This window comes from Paenibacillus sp. J22P59, from assembly GCF_059383895.1.
Map to the genome: position 1 here is coordinate 117,096 of NZ_JBXENX010000005.1, position 19,051 is coordinate 136,146.

At 36.6% G+C, this 19,051-nt stretch carries 29 protein-coding genes and 1 pseudogene; 26 read left to right on the forward strand and 4 right to left on the reverse strand.

Annotated elements, in window-relative coordinates; genetic code table 11:
• The first annotated feature begins 55 nt into the window (after positions 1 to 55).
• The 17 genes and pseudogenes from xerD to AC50YO_RS10035 all read left to right on the forward strand — a co-directional run bounded on the left by xerD (position 56) and on the right by AC50YO_RS10035 (position 12,150).
• On the forward strand, positions 56 to 946 hold the full coding sequence (xerD, locus tag AC50YO_RS09955) for a site-specific tyrosine recombinase XerD (protein WP_494846674.1): 891 nt from the start codon (positions 56 to 58) through the stop codon (positions 944 to 946).
• 54 nt (positions 947 to 1,000) lie between these two features.
• The gene (gene deoB / locus AC50YO_RS09960; RefSeq protein ID WP_494846675.1) at positions 1,001 to 2,182 is read left to right on the forward strand and encodes a phosphopentomutase; all 1,182 of its coding nucleotides are present in this window, start codon (positions 1,001 to 1,003) and stop codon (positions 2,180 to 2,182) included.
• Positions 2,183 to 2,204: 22 nt separating this feature from the next.
• Positions 2,205 to 3,029, forward strand: coding sequence for a purine-nucleoside phosphorylase (locus tag AC50YO_RS09965; protein ID WP_494846676.1), 825 nt, complete (start codon positions 2,205 to 2,207; stop codon positions 3,027 to 3,029).
• A 107-nt stretch (positions 3,030 to 3,136) separates the two neighbouring features.
• Positions 3,137 to 3,307: an aspartyl-phosphate phosphatase Spo0E family protein gene (locus tag AC50YO_RS09970; protein ID WP_494846677.1), complete on the forward strand. Its 171-nt coding sequence runs from the start codon at positions 3,137 to 3,139 to the stop codon at positions 3,305 to 3,307.
• 25 nt (positions 3,308 to 3,332) lie between these two features.
• Positions 3,333 to 3,608 (forward strand): annotated as a pseudogene (gene deoA, locus AC50YO_RS09975) (pyrimidine-nucleoside phosphorylase); the annotation flags it as partial.
• A gap of 361 nt (positions 3,609 to 3,969) precedes the next feature.
• Complete coding sequence (locus tag AC50YO_RS09980) at positions 3,970 to 5,268, forward strand: thymidine phosphorylase (RefSeq protein ID WP_494846678.1); 1,299 nt, start codon at positions 3,970 to 3,972, stop codon at positions 5,266 to 5,268.
• Between the two features lie 38 nt (positions 5,269 to 5,306).
• Entirely contained in the window at positions 5,307 to 5,654 is a 348-nt protein-coding gene (locus tag AC50YO_RS09985) for a hypothetical protein (RefSeq protein WP_494846679.1), read from the forward strand.
• A gap of 136 nt (positions 5,655 to 5,790) precedes the next feature.
• A complete protein-coding gene (locus AC50YO_RS09990) occupies positions 5,791 to 5,952 on the forward strand; it encodes a hypothetical protein (RefSeq protein WP_494846680.1) in 162 nt (53 codons plus the stop codon).
• A gap of 74 nt (positions 5,953 to 6,026) precedes the next feature.
• Positions 6,027 to 6,158, forward strand: coding sequence for a YonV C-terminus-related protein (locus tag AC50YO_RS09995; protein ID WP_494846970.1), 132 nt, complete (start codon positions 6,027 to 6,029; stop codon positions 6,156 to 6,158).
• Between the two features lie 280 nt (positions 6,159 to 6,438).
• On the forward strand, positions 6,439 to 7,890 hold the full coding sequence (locus AC50YO_RS10000) for an IS1182 family transposase (RefSeq protein WP_494846681.1): 1,452 nt from the start codon (positions 6,439 to 6,441) through the stop codon (positions 7,888 to 7,890).
• A 162-nt stretch (positions 7,891 to 8,052) separates the two neighbouring features.
• Positions 8,053 to 8,709: a tyrosine-type recombinase/integrase gene (locus AC50YO_RS10005; RefSeq protein WP_494846682.1), complete on the forward strand. Its 657-nt coding sequence runs from the start codon at positions 8,053 to 8,055 to the stop codon at positions 8,707 to 8,709.
• On the forward strand, positions 8,655 to 9,029 hold the full coding sequence (locus AC50YO_RS10010) for a tyrosine-type recombinase/integrase (protein ID WP_494846971.1): 375 nt from the start codon (positions 8,655 to 8,657) through the stop codon (positions 9,027 to 9,029). Before AC50YO_RS10005 ends, AC50YO_RS10010 begins: the two co-directional genes overlap by 55 nt.
• Positions 9,030 to 9,186: 157 nt before the next feature.
• The gene (locus tag AC50YO_RS10015; RefSeq protein ID WP_494846683.1) at positions 9,187 to 9,732 is read left to right on the forward strand and encodes a hypothetical protein; all 546 of its coding nucleotides are present in this window, start codon (positions 9,187 to 9,189) and stop codon (positions 9,730 to 9,732) included.
• Positions 9,733 to 9,838: 106 nt separating this feature from the next.
• Complete coding sequence (locus AC50YO_RS10020; protein WP_494846684.1) at positions 9,839 to 10,843, forward strand: hypothetical protein; 1,005 nt, start codon at positions 9,839 to 9,841, stop codon at positions 10,841 to 10,843.
• A gap of 22 nt (positions 10,844 to 10,865) precedes the next feature.
• Entirely contained in the window at positions 10,866 to 11,078 is a 213-nt protein-coding gene (locus AC50YO_RS10025; protein WP_494846685.1) for a hypothetical protein, read from the forward strand.
• Between the two features lie 248 nt (positions 11,079 to 11,326).
• Positions 11,327 to 11,719 (forward strand): hypothetical protein, encoded by a 393-nt coding sequence (locus AC50YO_RS10030; RefSeq protein WP_494846686.1) that lies wholly within the window; start codon positions 11,327 to 11,329, stop codon positions 11,717 to 11,719.
• A gap of 206 nt (positions 11,720 to 11,925) precedes the next feature.
• On the forward strand, positions 11,926 to 12,150 hold the full coding sequence (locus AC50YO_RS10035) for a DUF7669 domain-containing protein (RefSeq protein WP_494846972.1): 225 nt from the start codon (positions 11,926 to 11,928) through the stop codon (positions 12,148 to 12,150).
• Between the two features lie 165 nt (positions 12,151 to 12,315).
• Here the strand turns inward: AC50YO_RS10035 and AC50YO_RS10040 are convergent, their stop codons facing one another.
• Positions 12,316 to 12,822, reverse strand: a complete 507-nt coding sequence (locus AC50YO_RS10040; protein ID WP_494846687.1) for a PH domain-containing protein — start codon at positions 12,820 to 12,822, stop codon at positions 12,316 to 12,318.
• Positions 12,823 to 12,972: 150 nt separating this feature from the next.
• Here AC50YO_RS10040 and AC50YO_RS10045 point away from each other — a divergent pair, with 150 nt between their 5' ends.
• The 3 genes from AC50YO_RS10045 to AC50YO_RS10055 are packed head-to-tail and all read left to right on the forward strand — an operon-like array spanning position 12,973 to position 14,077.
• Complete coding sequence (locus AC50YO_RS10045) at positions 12,973 to 13,167, forward strand: hypothetical protein (protein ID WP_494846688.1); 195 nt, start codon at positions 12,973 to 12,975, stop codon at positions 13,165 to 13,167.
• Positions 13,168 to 13,221: 54 nt separating this feature from the next.
• The gene (locus tag AC50YO_RS10050; protein WP_494846689.1) at positions 13,222 to 13,836 is read left to right on the forward strand and encodes a hypothetical protein; all 615 of its coding nucleotides are present in this window, start codon (positions 13,222 to 13,224) and stop codon (positions 13,834 to 13,836) included.
• A 31-nt stretch (positions 13,837 to 13,867) separates the two neighbouring features.
• Positions 13,868 to 14,077 carry a hypothetical protein gene (locus AC50YO_RS10055; protein ID WP_494846690.1) on the forward strand — a complete coding sequence of 70 codons (210 nt, stop codon included), beginning with the start codon at positions 13,868 to 13,870 and terminating at the stop codon, positions 14,075 to 14,077.
• A gap of 64 nt (positions 14,078 to 14,141) precedes the next feature.
• Here AC50YO_RS10055 and AC50YO_RS10060 read toward each other — a convergent pair whose 3' ends face one another.
• Entirely contained in the window at positions 14,142 to 14,633 is a 492-nt protein-coding gene (locus tag AC50YO_RS10060) for a hypothetical protein (protein WP_494846691.1), read from the reverse strand.
• Between the two features lie 219 nt (positions 14,634 to 14,852).
• Here AC50YO_RS10060 and AC50YO_RS10065 point away from each other — a divergent pair, with 219 nt between their 5' ends.
• The 6 genes from AC50YO_RS10065 to AC50YO_RS10090 all read left to right on the forward strand — a co-directional run bounded on the left by AC50YO_RS10065 (position 14,853) and on the right by AC50YO_RS10090 (position 17,391).
• A complete protein-coding gene (locus AC50YO_RS10065) occupies positions 14,853 to 14,978 on the forward strand; it encodes a hypothetical protein (RefSeq protein WP_494846692.1) in 126 nt (41 codons plus the stop codon).
• Between the two features lie 64 nt (positions 14,979 to 15,042).
• Positions 15,043 to 15,228 carry a hypothetical protein gene (locus tag AC50YO_RS10070; RefSeq protein ID WP_494846693.1) on the forward strand — a complete coding sequence of 62 codons (186 nt, stop codon included), beginning with the start codon at positions 15,043 to 15,045 and terminating at the stop codon, positions 15,226 to 15,228.
• Between the two features lie 91 nt (positions 15,229 to 15,319).
• Complete coding sequence (locus AC50YO_RS10075) at positions 15,320 to 15,733, forward strand: hypothetical protein (RefSeq protein ID WP_494846694.1); 414 nt, start codon at positions 15,320 to 15,322, stop codon at positions 15,731 to 15,733.
• An 829-nt stretch (positions 15,734 to 16,562) separates the two neighbouring features.
• Positions 16,563 to 16,904 (forward strand): hypothetical protein, encoded by a 342-nt coding sequence (locus AC50YO_RS10080; RefSeq protein WP_494846695.1) that lies wholly within the window; start codon positions 16,563 to 16,565, stop codon positions 16,902 to 16,904.
• Complete coding sequence (locus AC50YO_RS10085; protein WP_494846696.1) at positions 16,904 to 17,143, forward strand: hypothetical protein; 240 nt, start codon at positions 16,904 to 16,906, stop codon at positions 17,141 to 17,143. Before AC50YO_RS10080 ends, AC50YO_RS10085 begins: the two co-directional genes overlap by 1 nt.
• A 35-nt stretch (positions 17,144 to 17,178) precedes the next feature.
• A complete protein-coding gene (locus AC50YO_RS10090) occupies positions 17,179 to 17,391 on the forward strand; it encodes a hypothetical protein (RefSeq protein WP_494846697.1) in 213 nt (70 codons plus the stop codon).
• 69 nt (positions 17,392 to 17,460) lie between these two features.
• Here the strand turns inward: AC50YO_RS10090 and AC50YO_RS10095 are convergent, their stop codons facing one another.
• Together AC50YO_RS10095 and AC50YO_RS10100 are read right to left on the reverse strand one after the other, a co-directional pair.
• Positions 17,461 to 17,718 carry a hypothetical protein gene (locus AC50YO_RS10095; RefSeq protein WP_494846698.1) on the reverse strand — a complete coding sequence of 86 codons (258 nt, stop codon included), beginning with the start codon at positions 17,716 to 17,718 and terminating at the stop codon, positions 17,461 to 17,463.
• Between the two features lie 195 nt (positions 17,719 to 17,913).
• Positions 17,914 to 18,969: a hypothetical protein gene (locus tag AC50YO_RS10100; protein WP_494846699.1), complete on the reverse strand. Its 1,056-nt coding sequence runs from the start codon at positions 18,967 to 18,969 to the stop codon at positions 17,914 to 17,916.
• Positions 18,970 to 19,051 lie beyond the last annotated feature (82 nt).

A 19,051-nucleotide genomic window follows, 5' to 3' on the forward strand; every position in this document is an offset into this window, starting at 1 on the left:
GTGGAATATGGTCTACGTATGCTTGTATAAGGTCTGTATGATGAAAGGAAGCGCAATGAGAGCACAAGTCGAATCGTTTATTCATTATTTATCGGTTGAACGTGCGTTGTCTCCCAGTACGATCGAGTCGTATGGACGGGATTTAAACGGGCTGCTCGACTATATGGAGAAACAAACTATCACCCATGCGAGTTCCGTTCACAGGCATCATTTATCACATTATTTAATGCAATTGAAAGAAAGCGGGCGCAAATCCTCTACGCTGTCCAGACATATTGCGTCTATTCGGGCTTTTTTTCATTATTTGGCTTTACAAGGAGCTATTCAGCATAATCCTGCGATATACATAGAATCGCCTAAGCAGGAGCATAAGCCGCCGAGTGTCATGTCTATTGAGACAGCAGGACTGCTGCTTGAGACACCCATGCCGACAACTCCCGCAGGCAAACGAGATAAAGCGATGCTGGAGTTATTGTATGCAACAGGCATACGGGTATCGGAGCTGATTTCACTTAACAAGGACAGCCTTAATTTACAGCTAAGCATTATTCAATGTGTAGGCAGCAAGCTCAAAGAAAGAATTATACCATTTGGCCGAATGGCCGCGAACGCCTTGGTTGATTATCTAGAGGCGGGCCGGGATGAGCTGCTGAAGCAGAGCCGTGACGAGCAAGCCTTATTTCTCAATCAGCTGGGTACGAGAATGACTAGGCAAGGCTTTTGGAAAATGGTGAAGAAGTACGCCAAGGAAGCAGGCATTCAGGAAGATATAACGCCGCATACGCTTCGGCATTCTTTTGCCGCACATCTGCTGGAGAATGGCGCTGACCTGCGGGCTGTACAGGAACTGCTCGGTCATGCCGATATTTCGACAACGCAGCGATATACCCGTCTGTCCAAAGTAAGAATGAAAGAAGCATACACGAATGCGCATCCCCGTGCTTGATATCCGCCATCGCGCCACTATTGGGCTATTCACGGGAGAAAGGAAGAGTAATCTATGAAATTTGATCGAATTGCCGTCATTGTACTAGATAGTGTAGGAATTGGGGAATTGCCGGATGCGGAGTCATTCGGCGATAAAGGAGCCCATACATTAGGCCACATTGTAGAGCATGTAGGTCAGGTAGAGCTGCCCAATTTGCGGAGATGGGGACTGGATCGCATAGCCCCAATTGCAACTTGGGAGCCTGCAGAGGGACCTCCAGCAGCGTATTATGGCAAGATGGCCGAAGCATCGGTAGGGAAAGACACGATGACGGGGCATTGGGAGCTAATGGGGCTCAACATTGAGGTTCCTTTCCAGACCTTTCCCGAGGGCTTCCCTGATGAACTCATTCAAGCGTTCGAAGAACGAACAGGGCGCAAGGTAATTGGCAATAAGCCAGCTAGCGGAACAGAGATACTGGATGAACTCGGAGCAGAGCAAATGAAGAGCGGCTCTTGGATTGTGTATACGTCCGCAGACAGCGTCTTCCAGATAGCTGCTCATGAGGAAGTGATTCCACTAAAAGAGCTATATCGTGCTTGCGAGATTGCAAGAGAGCTTACGATGGACGAGCGTTATGCCGTAGGCCGTGTTATTGCAAGGCCTTATCTGGGCTCGCCTGGTTCATTCAAACGTACGCCTAACCGACATGATTATGCGGTTAAGCCCCCTCAGCCAACTGTATTGGACGCGCTTAAGGATGGCGGCTTGGATACGATTGCTATTGGTAAAATCAATGATATTTTTGATGGAGAGGGCATCCAATCGAGCACTCCGACCAAGAGTAATGCCGATGGTATCGCTCGAACGATAAATGCGCTGAGCACGCCCTTTAAAGGACTGCTGTTCACGAATTTGGTTGATTTCGATTCGCTATTTGGTCACAGGCGTGATCCAGACGGCTATGCCAAGGCGCTGGAGGAATTTGATCGGGCACTGCCCCAATTGGAAAGCAAGATCGGCTTTCGAGATCTTTTGATCGTAACGGCTGATCATGGGAATGACCCTGTCCATCCTGGAACCGACCATACGCGGGAGTATGTGCCGCTGCTTCTATACAGTCCTGCTTTTAGGCAGCCCGTCGCCTTAGAGACGCGTGCTACATTTTCCGATCTTGGTGCGACGATCGCTCATAATTTTGGTGTACAGGCACCACCAAACGGTTCAAGCTTTTTAGACCTGCTTCATACTTAAATTATAAATTGGAGGAATCGAAATGACCTTGTTAAGTGCATCTCATATTCAAGAGGCTGCTGCATATATCGCGGCTCAATCGAATTTACAACCAGAAATAGGATTAATCATGGGTTCTGGCCTTGGCGTTCTTGGAGATCATTTGGAGAATGCCGTTACTATTCATTACAAAGACGTTCCCCATTTCCCTGTATCAACGGTAGAGGGCCATGCAGGAGAATTGCTCATTGGCACACTATCCGGCCGGACAGTTGTCCTGATGCGGGGACGATTCCATATGTATGAAGGCTACGGACCTGAGCTTACTGCCTTCCCTGTACGTGTAATGAAAGCCCTTGGCGTACACACGCTGCTTGTTACCAATGCGGCTGGCGGCGTCAATACCGATTACGAGCCGGGCAATCTAATGCTCATCTCCGATCATATTAACCTGACCGGCAAAAACCCGCTTATCGGGCCTAATGATGATGAGCTGGGTGTGCGCTTCCCTGATATGTCCGAGGCATACAGCAAACGTTTGCGCGGCATCGCCCGGGATACAGCAGCAAGCCAAGGCCTGACGCTTCGCGAAGGCATCTATGCAGGCTTGCTTGGCCCTACTTATGAGACGCCAGCAGAAATTCGCATGCTGCGTGTGCTTGGGGCAGATGCTGTCGGAATGTCCACTGTGGCGGAGGTCATTACGGCACGTCATTCGGGTATCGAAGTATTAGGTATTTCTTGCATTAGCAATATGGCGGCAGGTATTCTGGACCAACCTTTGTCGCATGCTGAAGTAATGGAGACAACAGAGCGTGTGAAGTCCCAATTCCTTGCATTAGTAAAGGGACTAATCCCTCAATTTTAGCAGGTTTTGTAACAATATTGTCACAATATTGTCGACTCATTGTGACAGCTTTTTTCTACGTTATCGTCGTATAATGTCCATGATTACAGAATGATGGAGTGAAGATCATGGACAAGCAACTAGTCTTGGAGATGGAACAGCTGCGCGATAAGATGGTGGAGACAGCATTAGTAAAACAAACGTTTCTTAATCGTGAGGTACTTCAGCTTAGTCAAACGCTGGATGAGCTTATCGTTCGAGCACAAGAAGAGCAGAGGGCATTATCGCGGATGAAATGAAACGCAGCGAACGGAGTGACGGGACATGAGGGCTGTAGATCTGATTCAAAAAAAACGTGATGGCGGCGAACTGAGTGCTGCGGAATTATCTTTTATCGTGGATGGTTATTGCAACGGAGAAATTCCTGATTATCAAATGTCAGCATGGGCGATGGCTGTCTTATTCCGCGGAATGACAGCAGCCGAGACAGCAGCTTTGACGTTAGCTATGGCGAATTCGGGCGACCAGATTGACTTGTCACCCATTCATGGAACCAAAGTGGACAAACATAGTACAGGCGGTGTAGGCGACAAAACGACACCCAAGAGCATAAAATTCTCAATGAATGTTATCCCAAATATTCAAGGGAATTTAGATAGTTGGACGCTTGATATATATAATAAAGCTAAAACCAGTCTTCCTCTATGGATTAAGAGCTGCAATTCTGCTCTTAATCCCCACAAACTTCATAAGGGGACTGGAATTAGTTATTTTATGTGTAGAATGTACTTTAATATTGAAATGTTTCCTACTAAAACTAATATGCTTAAGATTTCGAACTTCTTGAATAAAAAATCAGAGGATTTTTTGAGGTTTGCTGGAATCAGTTTGGATTTTGATTCCATGTACGAAGTATTGAATAGAATCGAAAGAGTGGGCTTGCATAGGAGGGAACTAGCACATGAGAATGGTTGATCTTATTCAGAAAAAGAAAGACAACGTGACACTTACTTTTGATGAAATTCAATACATTGTAAATGGATATGTATCAGGAGAGATTCCTGATTATCAAATATCACCGTTCTTAATGGCGATATTGTTTAATGGTCTAACCATAGATGAGTCTTATTATTTAACCAAAGCAATGGCAGAGTCTGGAGATATAATTGATCTCTCTGAAATATCAGGAATAAAAGTTGATAAACATTCAACGGGTGGAGTAGGTGATAAAGTTTCATTGATTATCTCTCCAATTGTAGCTTGTTTTAATGTACCAATGGCGAAAATGTCAGGTCGAGGCTTGGGTAGTACAGGGGGAACAATTGATAAATTAGAATCAATACCAAATTTTAAAGTTGAACTTACAAGAGAACGCTTTATAGAAGTTGTGAACGAAGTGGGATTTTCAATTATAGGACAATCAGGAAACATTGTTCCAGCAGATAAAAAACTATATGAACTAAGAGATGTGACAGCCACGGTTGATTCAATACCATTAATATCAAGCTCAATTATTAGTAAAAAAATTGCTTCAGGAGCTGATGCAATTTTACTAGATGTGAAGTTTGGAAATGGTGCATTTATGAAAAATGAAGAGTCTGCAAGAGAGCTTGCTGAAACCATGCTAAATATAGGAAAGAAATTTAATAAGAAATTTGTAGCTATTTTAACAGATATGAATCAACCATTAGGAAATATGGTTGGAAACTCACTTGAGATTTTTGAAAGTTTAGAAATTCTCAAAGGCAGGGGAAATAAATTACTTTCTGATTTCTGTATTGAAGTTTCCGCTCAATTATTGCTTCTTGCTGATAAATTTGACGATATTAATATTGCCAAAAGTAAAGTTAAAAAGGTTATTAATTCAGGAGAGGCTTATTCTAAGTTTATCGAATTTGTAGAAGCCCATGAAGGAAATACAGAAAACTTACAGACTAAAGATTGGTTTTTTGCTTCTGATAAGATCGAGATAATTTCTAGTAAGCATGGTGTTATTGAGAAAATTGAAGCAGATGTGATCGGTCGCATTGCAATGATTGCAGGAGCAGGTAGGCAAAAAAAGGGAGACAAAATTGACTACCATGCAGGTATTGAACTGGTTAAGACAATCGGAGATGAAGTGTCAGAAGGAGACATTTTGTGTAAAGTTTATACTCAAAAAGACTTATCCGAGGAGAACTTAAGCGAGTTAAAAAATGCTTTTTCAATATCAAATAATTCTATATCTGAACTTAAATTGATTTACGACATAATTAAATAGGTGAACATATGTATTACTTCACAAAGCGTATTAAATGTTTGGATTGTAACAAGAACTATAAAGGTTTGAAAGAACGCAATAACCGAATTGTATTAATATGCTCTGGCTACTCAAACTACGGAACTGATTTTTTTACTAGATGGAAACTGGATCAGGACTTTCTTTTAGAACTCATCTACAATCATTATGAAATTGAACTTATTAAAAATGGGAAGGTAGACGGGAGCAAGAAGAGTCCTTCAAAACCGCAGATTGCCATTGAGAACCTTTTGGATAGAGTTATTGAAATATTGATCAGTCCGAAAAAAGAAACGCTTAGAATCGCATTCAAAGACGGTGCAAGCGTATTTATATCACCAGATAGACAATCATATCACGTTGATTAATAAAATTACCTCCCTCAAGACAATTTTTCTGACAATTTAATTTTAGGTCGACAGCGACTCATTATGCAGATTTCTTGAGGGAGGCTTATGACGCATCGTTGCAGCAAATTATCAGAAATGTTTAGGTTGACGTTTTTTGATTGTTTTCATGGGAATTCGATTTACTGGTGCTACTTTCGATCCTGCTGAAATGGTGAAATTAACAACAACTGTTAAAGCTTATGGTGGGAATGCAAATATCATTGCTACTCCTGAATTCGCAGCTAACAATATATGGGGCTTGATGACTATGTTTTAACATTATTAACCGTCTCATCAATCCAATTAAAAAAGGATTTTTTTTACGATAAGGGGATTGATATCAACGAAGATATGTTTGCATTATCAGAACTCGTTCAATGGATATGGAGAAGCGCAATCCGTGATAACAAGGAAATATCACTTTACATACCATCTAAACGAATGAGGACTATTTTGGAGTTGTGGTTAGAAAACGAAATATAGTAAATTCAACTTACTAAACACAGTTGAAGAAGTCAATAATATCATTACTTTTAGATGGGTTACTCTTAAAGGAAAATAGGGTGAAACTTTTAAAGATTAAGAGCCTAACGTAGAAAGGAAAGTTCACCTTTCTTTGTTCCGTTCCACCAACCAAGGAAAACCACCTTGGATTGGCGTGAGGCCACTGAAAAAGTTAACTAGGAGCAAGTACTCATCTTCATGAGGAGCTTGCTCCTTTTTTGCTTTATAATAGTGTCAATACGGGAGAGTAGGTGACAGGATGATTCAACAACAGCAGGAATTAATGATTAGCTCCTACGCGGCGCTTTACGATATTGTGGTGCCGAAGGACAACATGCTGCGGCAAATCAATGCGTTGGTGGATTTCTCATTCATCTATGAAGAGTTGAAAAGTAAGTATTGTCTGAACAACGGTCGAAATGCCATCGACCCCATTCGAATGTTTAAATATTTGTTGCTCAAGGCGATTTTTGACCTGTACGATGTCGATATTGTGGAACGCTCCCGATACGATATGTCGTTTAAATATTTCTTGAACATGGCGCCGGAAGATCCGGTCATCGATGCAAGTTCGTTAACGAAATTTCGCAAACTGCGGTTGAATGACACGAACATGCTCGATCTCCTGATAGGAAAAACGGTCAGCGTCGCAATCGAGCAAGGTCTCCTGAAGAGCACATCCATCATTGTTGATGCGACTCATACCAAAGCGCGTTACAACCAACAAACGCCTCGTGAAATCCTTCAAGACCGTGCTCGCAAACTACGAAAAGCCATCTACACCGTAGACGAATCCATGAAAGCCAAACTACCAGCCCAAAACGTGAGCGATGCACTGGAAGATGAAATAGCCTATTGTAACAACCTGATTCAGTTCCTTGAATCCAAGTCTGGCATTGCTCAAATCCCCAAAGTTCTAGAGCCACTCAATCTGCTAAAGGAAACAGTCCAAGATGACACGGAACGATTGCAACAGCAAAACGATTCCGAGGCGCGGATCGGCCACAAGACGGCAGATTCCTCATTTTTCGGTTACAAAACGCATCTCGCGATGACCGAAGAACGGATTATTACGGCTGCTATTGTAACAACAGGTGAGAAGAATGACGGGAAACAACTGCAGATGCTTATTGAGAAGAGCCAGGCAACTGGCATGGAGGTCAAAACGGTCATTGGGGACACGGCTTACTCAGAGAAGGACAACCTAATGTACAGCAAAGAACACGACATGATGTTAATCTCCAAGCTCAATCCTCTGATTACACAAGGCGTGCGAAAAAAAGAAGACGAGTTTGAATTCAACAAAGATGCAGGCATGTATGTCTGTAAAGCCGGACACCTAGCGATTCGAAAAGCGCGTCAGGGCAAGAAAAACGTCGGTAAGAACCAAAAGGATACTTATTATTTTGACGTGGAGAAGTGTAAACAGTGTCCGCTCAAAGAAGGGTGTTACAAGGAAGGGTCCGCAAGTAAAACCTACTCCGTCAGCATAAAATCTAACGCGCATTCGGAACAAATGGCATTCCAAGAAAGTGATGCCTTTAAAGAGAAGGCGAAGGAACGCTACAAGATTGAAGCGAAGAACAGCGAACTCAAACACCGACACGGGTATGATGTAGCCACAACCTCGGGTCTATTAGGTATGGAGCTGCAAGGCGCTATGGCAATCTTCGCCGTAAATCTAAAGAGAATCTTGAAATTAGCGGATTGAAATTAGCACTAAAAAGGGACAGCCAACCATCCAAATACCGGATGATTGGCTGTATTTTTTGTTAGTTCGAAACATTTCTCCCCAAGTGCTTAGTTCTTCAGTGGCCTCGATTGGCGTACCGATATTTTCAATCATAAATTCCTCATAAAGGAGACCATGCAAATGACGAATCAATTCGCAATTAAGTCGAATCCGAATCATCTTAATATCCATATGAACACTCCAGAACAACAACAACGCATCAACGCTCTGCTGAAGTCTTCTAAAGCAAACAACACAATAAGAGCATACCAATCTGATTGGAACGACTTTGTTCAATTTTGTATGCTGCACAATCTCATTTCCTTACCAGTTCAACCTAACACTATCCTTTTGTATCTATCTGAGTTATCAAAAACACTAAAGTTTTCTACGATCAGACGAAAAGTATCATCTGTAAATAAAGCTCACAGCATGTCTAATCACCCTTCACCAACTAACATCCAAACAATTAAAGAATTGCTTAATGGCATTGCCCGTACAAATGGCAATAAGCAGTCACCTAAAAAAGCTTTGATACTCGATGATTTGAAGGCTCTCATTGACTCTATAGACGTTTCAACTATTACAGGGATACGAGATAAGGCTATATTGTTATTAGGTTTTACAACAGCTTCTAGACGCTCAGAATTGGTTTCCATAAATCTAGACGATATACTATTTACTCAACAGGGAATGGATATCAAATATATCAGGGTAAGACAAAAGAATATATTACAGAGTCAATCCTATACTCAGACAATAAGTATTGTGCAGTATCCTCACTTCAAGAATGCTTAGAGGTTTCCAAAATTAAATCAAACGCTATCTTTAGAGGTGTTAACAAAGTCAATTCAATAGGCGAACGGTTAACAGGTGGAGTTGTTGCTAAGATAGTAAAAAAGTATGCGAAATTAGCAGGCTTAGACGAAAATCAATATAGTGGTCACTCGCTTCGATCTGGATTTGCAACTAGTGCAGCGTCTGAAGGTTTTAATGATGCAGCTATCTTGAAGCAAACAGCACACAAAAGCAGAAATCAGCTTGATAGGTATGTACAAGAAGGGAATAGATATCAGAACAATGCTACTTCAATTTTAAAGGGTATGAATCGTAGTTAATAGACTACGGTTCTTTTTTTACAATGCTGAAACTATCTATATATATAGTAAAATATTAGTTTACTACTAAAATATCAAATATGTGTTGTAATATACTAAAATATGGTTTATAATTCATTTGGTAACAAACATACAGAAATGGAAAAGGAGTGTTTTTATGAAAAAAAAGATCGTGTCTTTTTTGATGGCAGCAACTTTAGTTATTGGAGGTTCTGTGGTTTCAGCTGATGGAGGAATAGTGCCAGATGTAACTTCGGCTAATCCTAATATTGATTATCCAGAGACTACTGATTTCGGAACATTTTCATCTTGTCAAGGAGATGTTTGTGCTGCTAGCTTTACTATTGGTGCAACAGGTTCGAGTGCTATTACTAGAGACAGTGGGTATGTCCCAAGTCTAGGTAATATTTGGGAAATATTTGCCGAGGCTAAGACAGTAGCAAAGAGCAAGTTGTACTCTGCCAGCGCTCAAGCATCATTGTATAGCAAGGCTGCAAACGGTAATTATTCAATTATCGCTATTGGTAATATTGATCGAGGATCTGCTTTTTGGGATTTTGACAAAACAGCATTTTCTGAAATAGGCGTATATATTCCATATGGTCAAGGTGGAGATTATAAAGCCGTTGGAGCTCACTCTGTTGCTTACAGCGGTTCGATATATCATGCATATACTGACTATGAAAGATCGTTTAGTTCATAATTTTTAAATTTAATATACATCTTATGCACCCCTCTTATTTATTGAGGGGTGCATATTTATAGTTTTAGATATGATTTAATTGATGTAGGAGGCACAAGATAATATTATGAACAATGTAAAGTTAGTTTTTATAATTTTGATTCTTTCTTGTTTTTTAGTAGGCTGTAATCTTCCGAATAATACAGGAACGAATACCCCAATAGTTGAAGTAAATAAAACAGAAAAGAGAACAAATCCGTTGGTTGGTGAAGAAGAAGCTCAAAACCCACATTTCTTTCTTGATTTTAAACTAGATCAACACATTTCTAAACAAATAGAGGAAAGTGCTTATCCGTATTTTAAACTAACGAAAAATTTTAAAAATAATATAAAAGGCAACATGTATATAGAAAACACACAATTTGATACCCAAGTAAAGCTTATTGTACTACAGGGAAGGAAAACAACTTTAATAAGTCCAAGTGGTGAAAATGAATGGGGAAAATATATTACAATTCCCAGCAAAAAAGGGGATATAGTTAATGTGGATATAGATATTAAGTGGGATGAATCTGGAAGTGATGAGCTAATAGTATTCCCTCTCATCCAGTCTTATGGAGATTTCTATTCTGGAGCTCATGCGTCAGTTATTAGGCTATTTGTTGGAGATAACAAAGAGTATTCTTTTACAGATAGTGAGCTAGAAAAGAACAAAATTGAGAAAGCTGATAATGTAAAATTGGTTTCAGAATTAACTTGGTTAAACAGTAACCATCAGAAAGTTTATACTGAAATTATAGAAAATAAGGTCATCACAAATGATGTATATAATTCACTTTTGCTCTCAGCAATTTCTAAAGATACATTATTAGATGTTCTTTATATCAACGAACTAGGAGATTCAGAACTCTTGTTTTCTGACTTTCTACATGAAAAAGACAATAATACGGTTTTAACCATTAAGGATCAAAAAATGAGTAGCTATTTGAAAAAAGACATTGACCAATTTATACTAGTCCTTAACAATAAGGATGAAAATATGTTGTCTGATATAATAGCGGTCAATGAAGGTATTAATCCAGTATCGACTAGCTTTCAAAGTCTGATACAATTTGTTAAAGTGATTAAATAAAAGTAAAGTGTAGGTGGAACCATTGACTGAAATTACTCGATTCGCTGAGTGGGCTGCATATGAAAAACGGGAAATAGTACTGATTTTAAATAATAGCCAAACATTAAGAGGTGTTGCAGAAAAATTTGAAAATGAAACCATACAGCTTAATTCAACAGAAGGACTAATTGAGATATGTTGTAAAGAAATCTCACAGGTTTTCAGTCCTAATTATTCAAGATCGAGTAAATACTAAAATTGTCAGTATGGTTACACACAGTGTATTAATAAAAACAGATAAGCGAAAGGTAACACTAAAACAAGTGAATTGATATCATAATAATGAGCCCAGATAAATTTAGATGATCTTAAAAAATAGGGTTTGAATCGTGGTCTAAGGACTGCGATTTTTTTGTTTTGATTTTTAATTATTATTGACACACTCTCAAATATATCAATGCGGTATAATTATACATAAATATATAATATTGGAGATCTATCAGTGTGGGGGAAAAATCAAGAAGAAAAATGTATCAAGAAAATATTGTAGATAAAATTGGTGGATTAGATATTGTAACAGTAACAGGTAATGAAGAATTCATCATTAATAAGCGTCGTGGGGAAATATATGGCGATATCAATAAACATGATGTGTTAGAAATTACAGAGCAAGGAAATACATATCACGTTCTATCAGCAGGAAATCACCCTAGTTCAAATGATGAAATGATTGTAACAATAAAAGAGAAGGGGCAAGTGGTTGTGTATCGTGTTCCCAATGATTATTATAGCTGGATGGATTCATTAAGAGCCCAATCATTCATGGGAATAAATTTGCTTCCTTCAGATGTGACTTTTTCAAAAGACGGAAATAGATATACGGATGATATTTTATAATAAGACAAGGACTGATTCTAACCTTTATTGGTTAGGATCTTCTTTTTTAGTAATAGTTAATTAAGATATAACATTGTTGGATAATCAAGGATATATGTGTTGGTATTGTTAAACATCACGAAATTAAAAGTTGAATAAGAAGTTACTACACATTACTAGATTAATAAATGAGGTGTTCCCCGATGCACAGAACATGTAGAGAAGAGATGTTGATTGTAGTTAGAAATCTAGTAAAACAAAAAGGGGCAAATGAGTTCACAGGGCAGGATGTCATTAACGCAATGATAGCAAATGAAACGATTTATAAAGAATCAACGATAAACACGCACATAAGGTCTAAATGTTGTATAAATGCTAATAAAAATCATGCAATCGTGTTTAATGATTATGAGAGAATTGGAAATGGGAAATACAGATTAATAAATTTTTGATAGGAGCTGCTAAAATGCAAGAATTGACTATGAAAATGTTGAAGAAGTACCTGCAAACTCAAGGATATCAATTTCTCAAATGTTAACAGTGTAGGTAAAATGAATATTTTATTGAAATAGCTTGATAGAAAATAAATAAGAAACGTTCTTATCCTACTCAAGGAATTACTCTATTTTCGCATGCAGTGCTTTATACAGCTCAATACACTTGGCTTCGCTATAAACACGAACCACTGTGGATGTACCTTTAGCTGTTACTAGTACATAATTCATTAAAAAAGTATTGTAGAGTTCCACATTGTTAATTTTATTGTAATTGATTGATTCCAGATATTTGGTTGATGCGGTAACAGTACTAATTATCAACCTATTGTTGGTCATTGCATAAACACTAAACGTAAAATTGTTTTTGGCAGGATTATATCCATTAAGGAGAATAACCTCATCAGTCAACAAAAATTCTTTAATATGGTTGATTGCTTCTATTGTTTCTGTTGCATACATGGATAATTTAAGACTTCTAAGATCTTTAAATGTTTCACTGAAATTCGTATTGGCACCTGAATGATTCTCAAGGAAATCATCTATTTTTCTGTTTCCATAATTTTTCCATGCTCTAAGGGGGAAACGGGTAATAATGTATATCAGCAACAATGTTAATAAAAACTTCATGAATATATCTCCTCACTACTTTTGAACTATAACAATATATTAACTATACAATAGATTTGAAAGATTTGTAAGAAGAATAGAAGTTAAAAAGATTTTTTGCGATAAATATGTTATGTATGAATATGATTTTTTCGAAAGGAGTGACAATTAATGAAATATCAAGACGAATTAGACTATGAATTATCAAAAGCTGTGGATCATATTAATAGTGCTCTAGATAAATATGTAACAGATAATTTAGACAAGACACTATTGAGAGGAGCAATAACAAATATTTTTAAAGTTAATAATAATAATCTAATCATGTTCTTAGCCATTAATGAACTGAGATTTCTAAGGCAATGAAAGGATTCTTTCTTTTGAAATTAAAAACAATTGAACCAAGAGGAGATGTTTTAAATGAACAGAGAAAATTATGAACTAGTTACAAAGTATTTAGAGTTTGAAAAAATGTTTCCACCTTATTTAAGAAATTTTGAAAGTGGACTTTGTATTCCTAGGGTTGCTGAAGGATGGGAATGGTGCTTTGATCCAGCCCAAGCAATTGTTCTTGAAAAGATTGACGGAACAAATGTGAAGATTGTTGTTGAAGGAACAAAGCTTGAAATATACGCAAGGAATCAAAAGCATAAAGGATATGTAAAAACTGAGTTTAATGATCCTCAGTACAAATATATTAATGAAGCCGTTATTAATAGAGTTTCGAAAAGATCTAAGAAATTAAAAGATGGTGAGTATTATGGCGAAGCAATTGGACTTAATATTCAAGGAAATAAGTACGGATTAGACAGAAATTTGTGGTACACATTAGAGCCTCACAAAGACGGGTTAGGCGCTTATAAAGATTATCCACAAACATCAGATTTTGATTCTTGGAAGGAATGGCTGCTTGATCTTCGTTCCATACTCAATCCAGAAGTGGAAGCTGAAGGAATTGTGTTTTTAAATCGAGCCAATGGAAAAATGGCTAAACTAAGAAAAGATATGTTTTCATCCGAATACAGTCATAGGTAATGAAAGAAGTATTTTATAAGGAGTGATTAACTTGGTTAACTTAGTTAAATTGTTAGTATGGAAAAGATCTATATATGCTGGGGGAGCATCATTTGGTCCTAATACACTTGGGATGGTAGAAAAGAATAAATATTATTCTCTCAAGGAAAATGAGTGGGTTTTCACACCACAAGGAAAAACATATGAGATGGATACGTTTGTTGTGTCCGATGTGGAATTCGAACCTATGGAACCCAAATAAAATAAGTCTTTTAAGCTTTATGTATTTTCATCCAGAGTACTTTTGAGTACTTGGATGAGTTTTGTTAATAGTAAAGTATGCCATTTGCTAATACTATACTACCTCCGATATCATGGCAGCAGCAATATTCATTGCAAAACGATCCAGCATCATCATCACAAAAACTGGGTACGTCAGGTGCAAAAGTGCAAATCTTATCATTGTCATCATAAAAGTATTTTAAAGAAATACCTAAGTGTGCTAAAAATTTTTCAAAATTATCAAATGATAGGGAATTTGATAATTGAGCATATCTAAAACCTGCTATACCTCTTTCTGTCATTACAACTGACATCCAAAAGTTGTTTATTACATCGTGAGAAAGTGACAAGTGATTCGTTTGCAGAAATCTGAACAGTTTTTCTGGAGTTGAAAGTAAATTATATGGATTTGTTTTGCTAAGAATTAAAAGCTCCTTAATGTTATCCGCAGGGATGTATCCTAAGTTGAATTTGTCTCGTTTCTTCTTTTGTTTAAACCCTGTGCAACAGTCATCTCTTGTATAGTTTAATTGCATTCTTCAACCTCCTTTAGTGTGGTTTAGTATATCCAATAAATTGGGCAAAGGTTACAAATTGAGTTACCATGTAAAAACTAATAGTGAAATATCTATTAGGATATAAAGTGATTGTTAATACAAAAAAAGAAAAATAAAATTATGATGATTGAGTAGTTGACACTTATATTTTTTTTGATTAACAAATAAATGATTGATTTCATAAGGAGGTATAAGGATATGGATGAAAATGATATTGCTGATGTTTACAACAGAATTCGCAACTTATCTGATGCTGAGTTTGAAAAGTTTCTTCAGCTATCAAAGAGAAATGAAAATCTTTCTAATGATGTATTCAAAGAATAGCAATTAAAAATGACTCAAACATACAGGTCATAAAAAGCAGATTTCATGGAGGTGACTATTAACATTGATTAAATATCATGAGTCTATAATCAAACGAGAGTTATTTAAATACGAGGATAGTGAAGAAAGAGAAAAGCATCGCAGAGAAATGTATAAGAATGGCTGGCATTGTGAATCGCAATTTGACTGTCCTGAAGATATTGATTGGAGCAAGTGTGTGCCTGCTGCTGAATATTTGAAACAAGAGTAATGAGACAATGAAAAGTGAATTAAAGATATAGTTGAGGGGCAAACAATTAAAGGTTTAATTAATACTATAAACTAAATGGGAGATGAATGTAATGAGAATAAACGAAACTGGAATTAGAATAAGGTTTATAGAAAGAGAGTATTTATTTAATATCGAAAAGGCAGCAGCAAAATACATAACTGACGAACAGATATATTCATTGATTGACAGCCAGCCTGATTTATCTGACATAACATTCATCTTCATACCTTGTAAATCTGGATTTGCAACTAGAATTATAGACAATATCAATAATACTAAGATTACGGTCGATGATCTTAACAATGTTGCATTCGACTTTTATATTAAGCGAACAGAAGTCATATCAGTAGTGCAAGCACATGCAAGACAGGTATTGAAAGAAGAGCAGCAAAAAGACAAACGTTCTGATACTTGTATTAAGAAGATTAAAGAAATGTTTCAAAAGTGGGAAGAAAAAGGTAACAAATATCAATTAGCAAAATAAGATTAAATATATCAGAATAGAATGGGGTTAAAATGCCTATGGATATTATTCAATTTACAGAGAGAGAACTTAAAATTAAGATTAACAAACTTTCAATATGACTTACTTATGCTTCTCGTTCAAGATTCGGATATGTGGAAGCCCAAAATGAAGCCTGTGAGTCATGACGTTCGAATTGTTATAGATGTATATAGGAAGTGGAAAGAACATCAAAGGAGCCTTGTGGCTTGTTAGAAGGGTGTTGAAATTGTTCTTTCAATAGGTAATAGACACATAAGGAGACAGAGAGGTGAATACAATATGTTCCTAATTTCCAACAATGGAAATGAAATTTCATTAGATTCCACAAAAGATGCTTTGTTTCACATGACTAATGATTTCAAAGCAATGCTGGCTATTCACAACGTTGAAACAGGTTTAAGTATCTCAATGTCTATCTATATAGACATTGTTTCGATTGATAAACATATGAGAACTTCTGCTAAAATGATAGCACAGAATTATCTCAGTTGTTCGTCTATCATAATATAGACCTTCTTTCATTAATTAATCCTCCTGTCACAAAGCTGTTCGTGTAACCTTTATTTCTTTTCCATTGCCATCCTCTAAGGTCTAAGACTCACCAATGGATAGTCGGATAACAAACAAAAAGGAAATACAACATTTCGAAGAATCTCGCAAAGGTAAATCAAGAAAAGATATACGTGAAGCCTTTATATTGGGATGGGATGAAGTATTGAAATTTAATATCATTTACGAATGATGTGTCATAGTACGAAGATAATGTGAACTAGGTAACGAAATCACTACTTTATAGGGAGATGAAAAAATGAATTTACGATTTATCAAAGAAAGTTCCTGTGCAGCATGCGGGGAAACAACAGTAGTTAAAGAAGAGGTTGAAATCTTTCACGGCGCACTGAATCAGCATTGCAACGGTGGACTATGGGAGACACGAACTTTTCTTTGTGATCAGAGGATTGAATATATTCCCAATTTCGATAGAAGTGAAGTATCACAATTCTCTATTTGTCAAAGTAATGACCAGTATAAGGTGAAAAAAGAGAAGCGTAAAGCAGCCAAAGAGGCAGTATTGAAATTCATTGGTACACTTGATGTTGATGATGAATACAAGGAAAGATTAAAAGAAGGTCGTTTTTATCTGGATTAATGGTAAATGAAATCGGTATTTCAAGAGGAGTAGAGATGATGGGAATGAATATGAGATTAAAAGAAGTGAAAGGTCACTACGATAAAAATGTAAAAGATATGGATAGGCTCCTTGCACCACAGTATTGGATTTTATTTGATGAGATCCGTCAAAGAGATATACTATTTAAAGATTTTCGAGAACAGATAGCAGATAAGAAGAAATACATAAATGAGCTGCGAGAGGAATTAGGATTTTAAAAATTTGTGTTTCAGTCGTAAAGGGGAAATGTGAAATGAACAAAGTTGATTATGAAGAGCAAGAATTGATGTGGAGAGCATATCAGAACGCTAAAGGTGCTGTAGCAGCATTTGAAAGGATGTTTGATCTAGAATCTGAAAATGAAATATTGAAGAATAAAATAAAAGAACATGAAGATAGAGTTGATCGTATGTTTAATGGACAACAAGAAGAGATTGGAAAAACACTTGCTGCACTTGTCAAATAAAACTCGTCTTCATACTAAAAAAGACACCCAGTCGGAGTCTTTTTTAGGGATTTTAGGATAATCAGATAATTACGTGAAGATATCCTTCAATAGTTCTGTTCTTATTTTATTGTTGATCGTCATAAAAATATTTGGACGTCCACTTAATGACGTTCCGTCTCCCATCTGTACCAGATTAGAATCAAAACTAATAATAGGAGATGGGTAACAGGCAGGTATTCCGTTTTGATGTACAAAAACAGTTTTCTTCTGATTCAATGCCATAGAAAAATCTTCATCTGTAATTAGTGAATAACCATCTGGAAGTTTTACTGTTTCATCATTCATATCGTAGTCTCCTTTTCTTGTCATTTGCTCTTAATAATAACTCAAAACATCTTCAAATAAAATTCGTAATTTATTGTTGCAAATTTTTTATTGCTCATTTTAATGGACAAAAGTAATAGGGAGAACATCGATATGATGAATCACCCTATTATTATGTGAAACTTATATTAATAGAGGATTTCAAGTGGGTTAATTTTATTGTTTGTATTTCTTGGAATGCCAGATATCCTGCACATCATGAAGTCCATAATCTCGGGGGTTTTTGACATCATCAAATAAGTTTAGACCACAATTATCGCATTTGACCTCTTGTATTTTGTAGAAATCAACATTAGCGCGGTCCTCTTGAGGATAAAGAAAAAGTGAGTCATGGTAACAGGAAAAGCATTTCCTAAGAAATTCATGAAAAATATAATTATTCGCCCTTTCTGTTTCATGTTTAAAGTAAATTTTAGACATCATTAGAGAAAACCTTGGTTTTTTATATAGAGCCAATCCGAGAGCTTTGTAAAAAGCGATACTGCTTAAATCTCCACTTGATGTCTTAATAAGTGCACTAATAGGATCGATGTCAACAATATTTTGTTCATCATACTTCCAACATTCCTTAAAGATATCCGCATCCCATAAATCATCGCATTTAAAAGTGAATTCATCTAACAATGGTAATATCTCTGTTACCATCAATTTATCAAGCTGGGAGTAAGTTAAAAAATAGGAACCTTGATGAAAAGCACTGTTTCTCAATTTTTGAATTGTATTTATTGTTTTCCTATGTAGGGAGATAATTTTGCCGATGGAAGAGTTCTGTATACTCACAATTCTTTCTAAGGAAATATTGAAGTCAACTGTTGTACTATGATTAAAAGAAAAATCACTAAAACTCGTATCATTAGATTTTAACTTTTCAACTATAAGTTTTTCATTAGCTCTTCTATTAGCGTTAAAGTTAAGAGCGAGTTCTGGTGCAATAGAACGTAATGCATCTTTCACAATTAGTTCAATAAAATGATGCAAGTGAAAAATAGTTTGTATATAACATTCCTGATATTCGGAATCTTTGCAAAAGTCTTTTTCGATTTCTGAAGTGAGAACATTTAGAGAATATCCAGCATCATGTAAGATTCGATATGTTTTAAAATATGATTTTATTGCAATGGATAGTGAAGTGAATGCTGAGTGTGTTATATCCAATTTGAAATCAATCAATGGATCAATTGTAATGCCACAATCAAGATATGATTTAGTCATGAATGGGTTTCCCTTCTATTAAATTGTTTCTAGACTAACACAGAGGTACATATTAGCCCCTAAAAGGACCAAAGGACCATTA

Excerpts from the sequence above, each read along its gene's own strand:
- xerD (WP_494846674.1), top strand. The coding sequence starts at position 56 with ATGAGAGCACAAGTCGAATCGTTTATTCATTATTTATCGGTTGAACGT.
- AC50YO_RS10065 (WP_494846692.1), top strand. The coding sequence starts at position 14,853 with ATGGATGAAAATGATATTGCTGATGTTTACAACAGAATTCGCAACTTA.
- AC50YO_RS09970 (WP_494846677.1), top strand. The coding sequence starts at position 3,137 with ATGGACAAGCAACTAGTCTTGGAGATGGAACAGCTGCGCGATAAGATG.
- AC50YO_RS10015 (WP_494846683.1), top strand. The coding sequence starts at position 9,187 with ATGAAAAAAAAGATCGTGTCTTTTTTGATGGCAGCAACTTTAGTTATT.
- AC50YO_RS10100 (WP_494846699.1), bottom strand. The coding sequence starts at position 18,969 with ATGACTAAATCATATCTTGATTGTGGCATTACAATTGATCCATTGATT.
- deoB (WP_494846675.1), top strand. The coding sequence starts at position 1,001 with ATGAAATTTGATCGAATTGCCGTCATTGTACTAGATAGTGTAGGAATT.
- AC50YO_RS09965 (WP_494846676.1), top strand. The coding sequence starts at position 2,205 with ATGACCTTGTTAAGTGCATCTCATATTCAAGAGGCTGCTGCATATATC.
- AC50YO_RS10095 (WP_494846698.1), bottom strand. The coding sequence starts at position 17,718 with ATGAATGATGAAACAGTAAAACTTCCAGATGGTTATTCACTAATTACA.
- AC50YO_RS10060 (WP_494846691.1), bottom strand. The coding sequence starts at position 14,633 with ATGCAATTAAACTATACAAGAGATGACTGTTGCACAGGGTTTAAACAA.
- AC50YO_RS10045 (WP_494846688.1), top strand. The coding sequence starts at position 12,973 with ATGAAATATCAAGACGAATTAGACTATGAATTATCAAAAGCTGTGGAT.
- AC50YO_RS10000 (WP_494846681.1), top strand. The coding sequence starts at position 6,439 with ATGATTCAACAACAGCAGGAATTAATGATTAGCTCCTACGCGGCGCTT.
- AC50YO_RS10035 (WP_494846972.1), top strand. The coding sequence starts at position 11,926 with ATGTTGATTGTAGTTAGAAATCTAGTAAAACAAAAAGGGGCAAATGAG.
- AC50YO_RS10005 (WP_494846682.1), top strand. The coding sequence starts at position 8,053 with ATGACGAATCAATTCGCAATTAAGTCGAATCCGAATCATCTTAATATC.
- AC50YO_RS10020 (WP_494846684.1), top strand. The coding sequence starts at position 9,839 with ATGAACAATGTAAAGTTAGTTTTTATAATTTTGATTCTTTCTTGTTTT.
- AC50YO_RS10090 (WP_494846697.1), top strand. The coding sequence starts at position 17,179 with ATGAACAAAGTTGATTATGAAGAGCAAGAATTGATGTGGAGAGCATAT.
- AC50YO_RS10050 (WP_494846689.1), top strand. The coding sequence starts at position 13,222 with ATGAACAGAGAAAATTATGAACTAGTTACAAAGTATTTAGAGTTTGAA.
- AC50YO_RS10075 (WP_494846694.1), top strand. The coding sequence starts at position 15,320 with ATGAGAATAAACGAAACTGGAATTAGAATAAGGTTTATAGAAAGAGAG.
- AC50YO_RS09980 (WP_494846678.1), top strand. The coding sequence starts at position 3,970 with ATGAGAATGGTTGATCTTATTCAGAAAAAGAAAGACAACGTGACACTT.
- AC50YO_RS10040 (WP_494846687.1), bottom strand. The coding sequence starts at position 12,822 with ATGAAGTTTTTATTAACATTGTTGCTGATATACATTATTACCCGTTTC.
- AC50YO_RS10085 (WP_494846696.1), top strand. The coding sequence starts at position 16,904 with ATGGTAAATGAAATCGGTATTTCAAGAGGAGTAGAGATGATGGGAATG.
- AC50YO_RS10080 (WP_494846695.1), top strand. The coding sequence starts at position 16,563 with ATGAATTTACGATTTATCAAAGAAAGTTCCTGTGCAGCATGCGGGGAA.
- AC50YO_RS09995 (WP_494846970.1), top strand. The coding sequence starts at position 6,027 with ATGTTTGCATTATCAGAACTCGTTCAATGGATATGGAGAAGCGCAATC.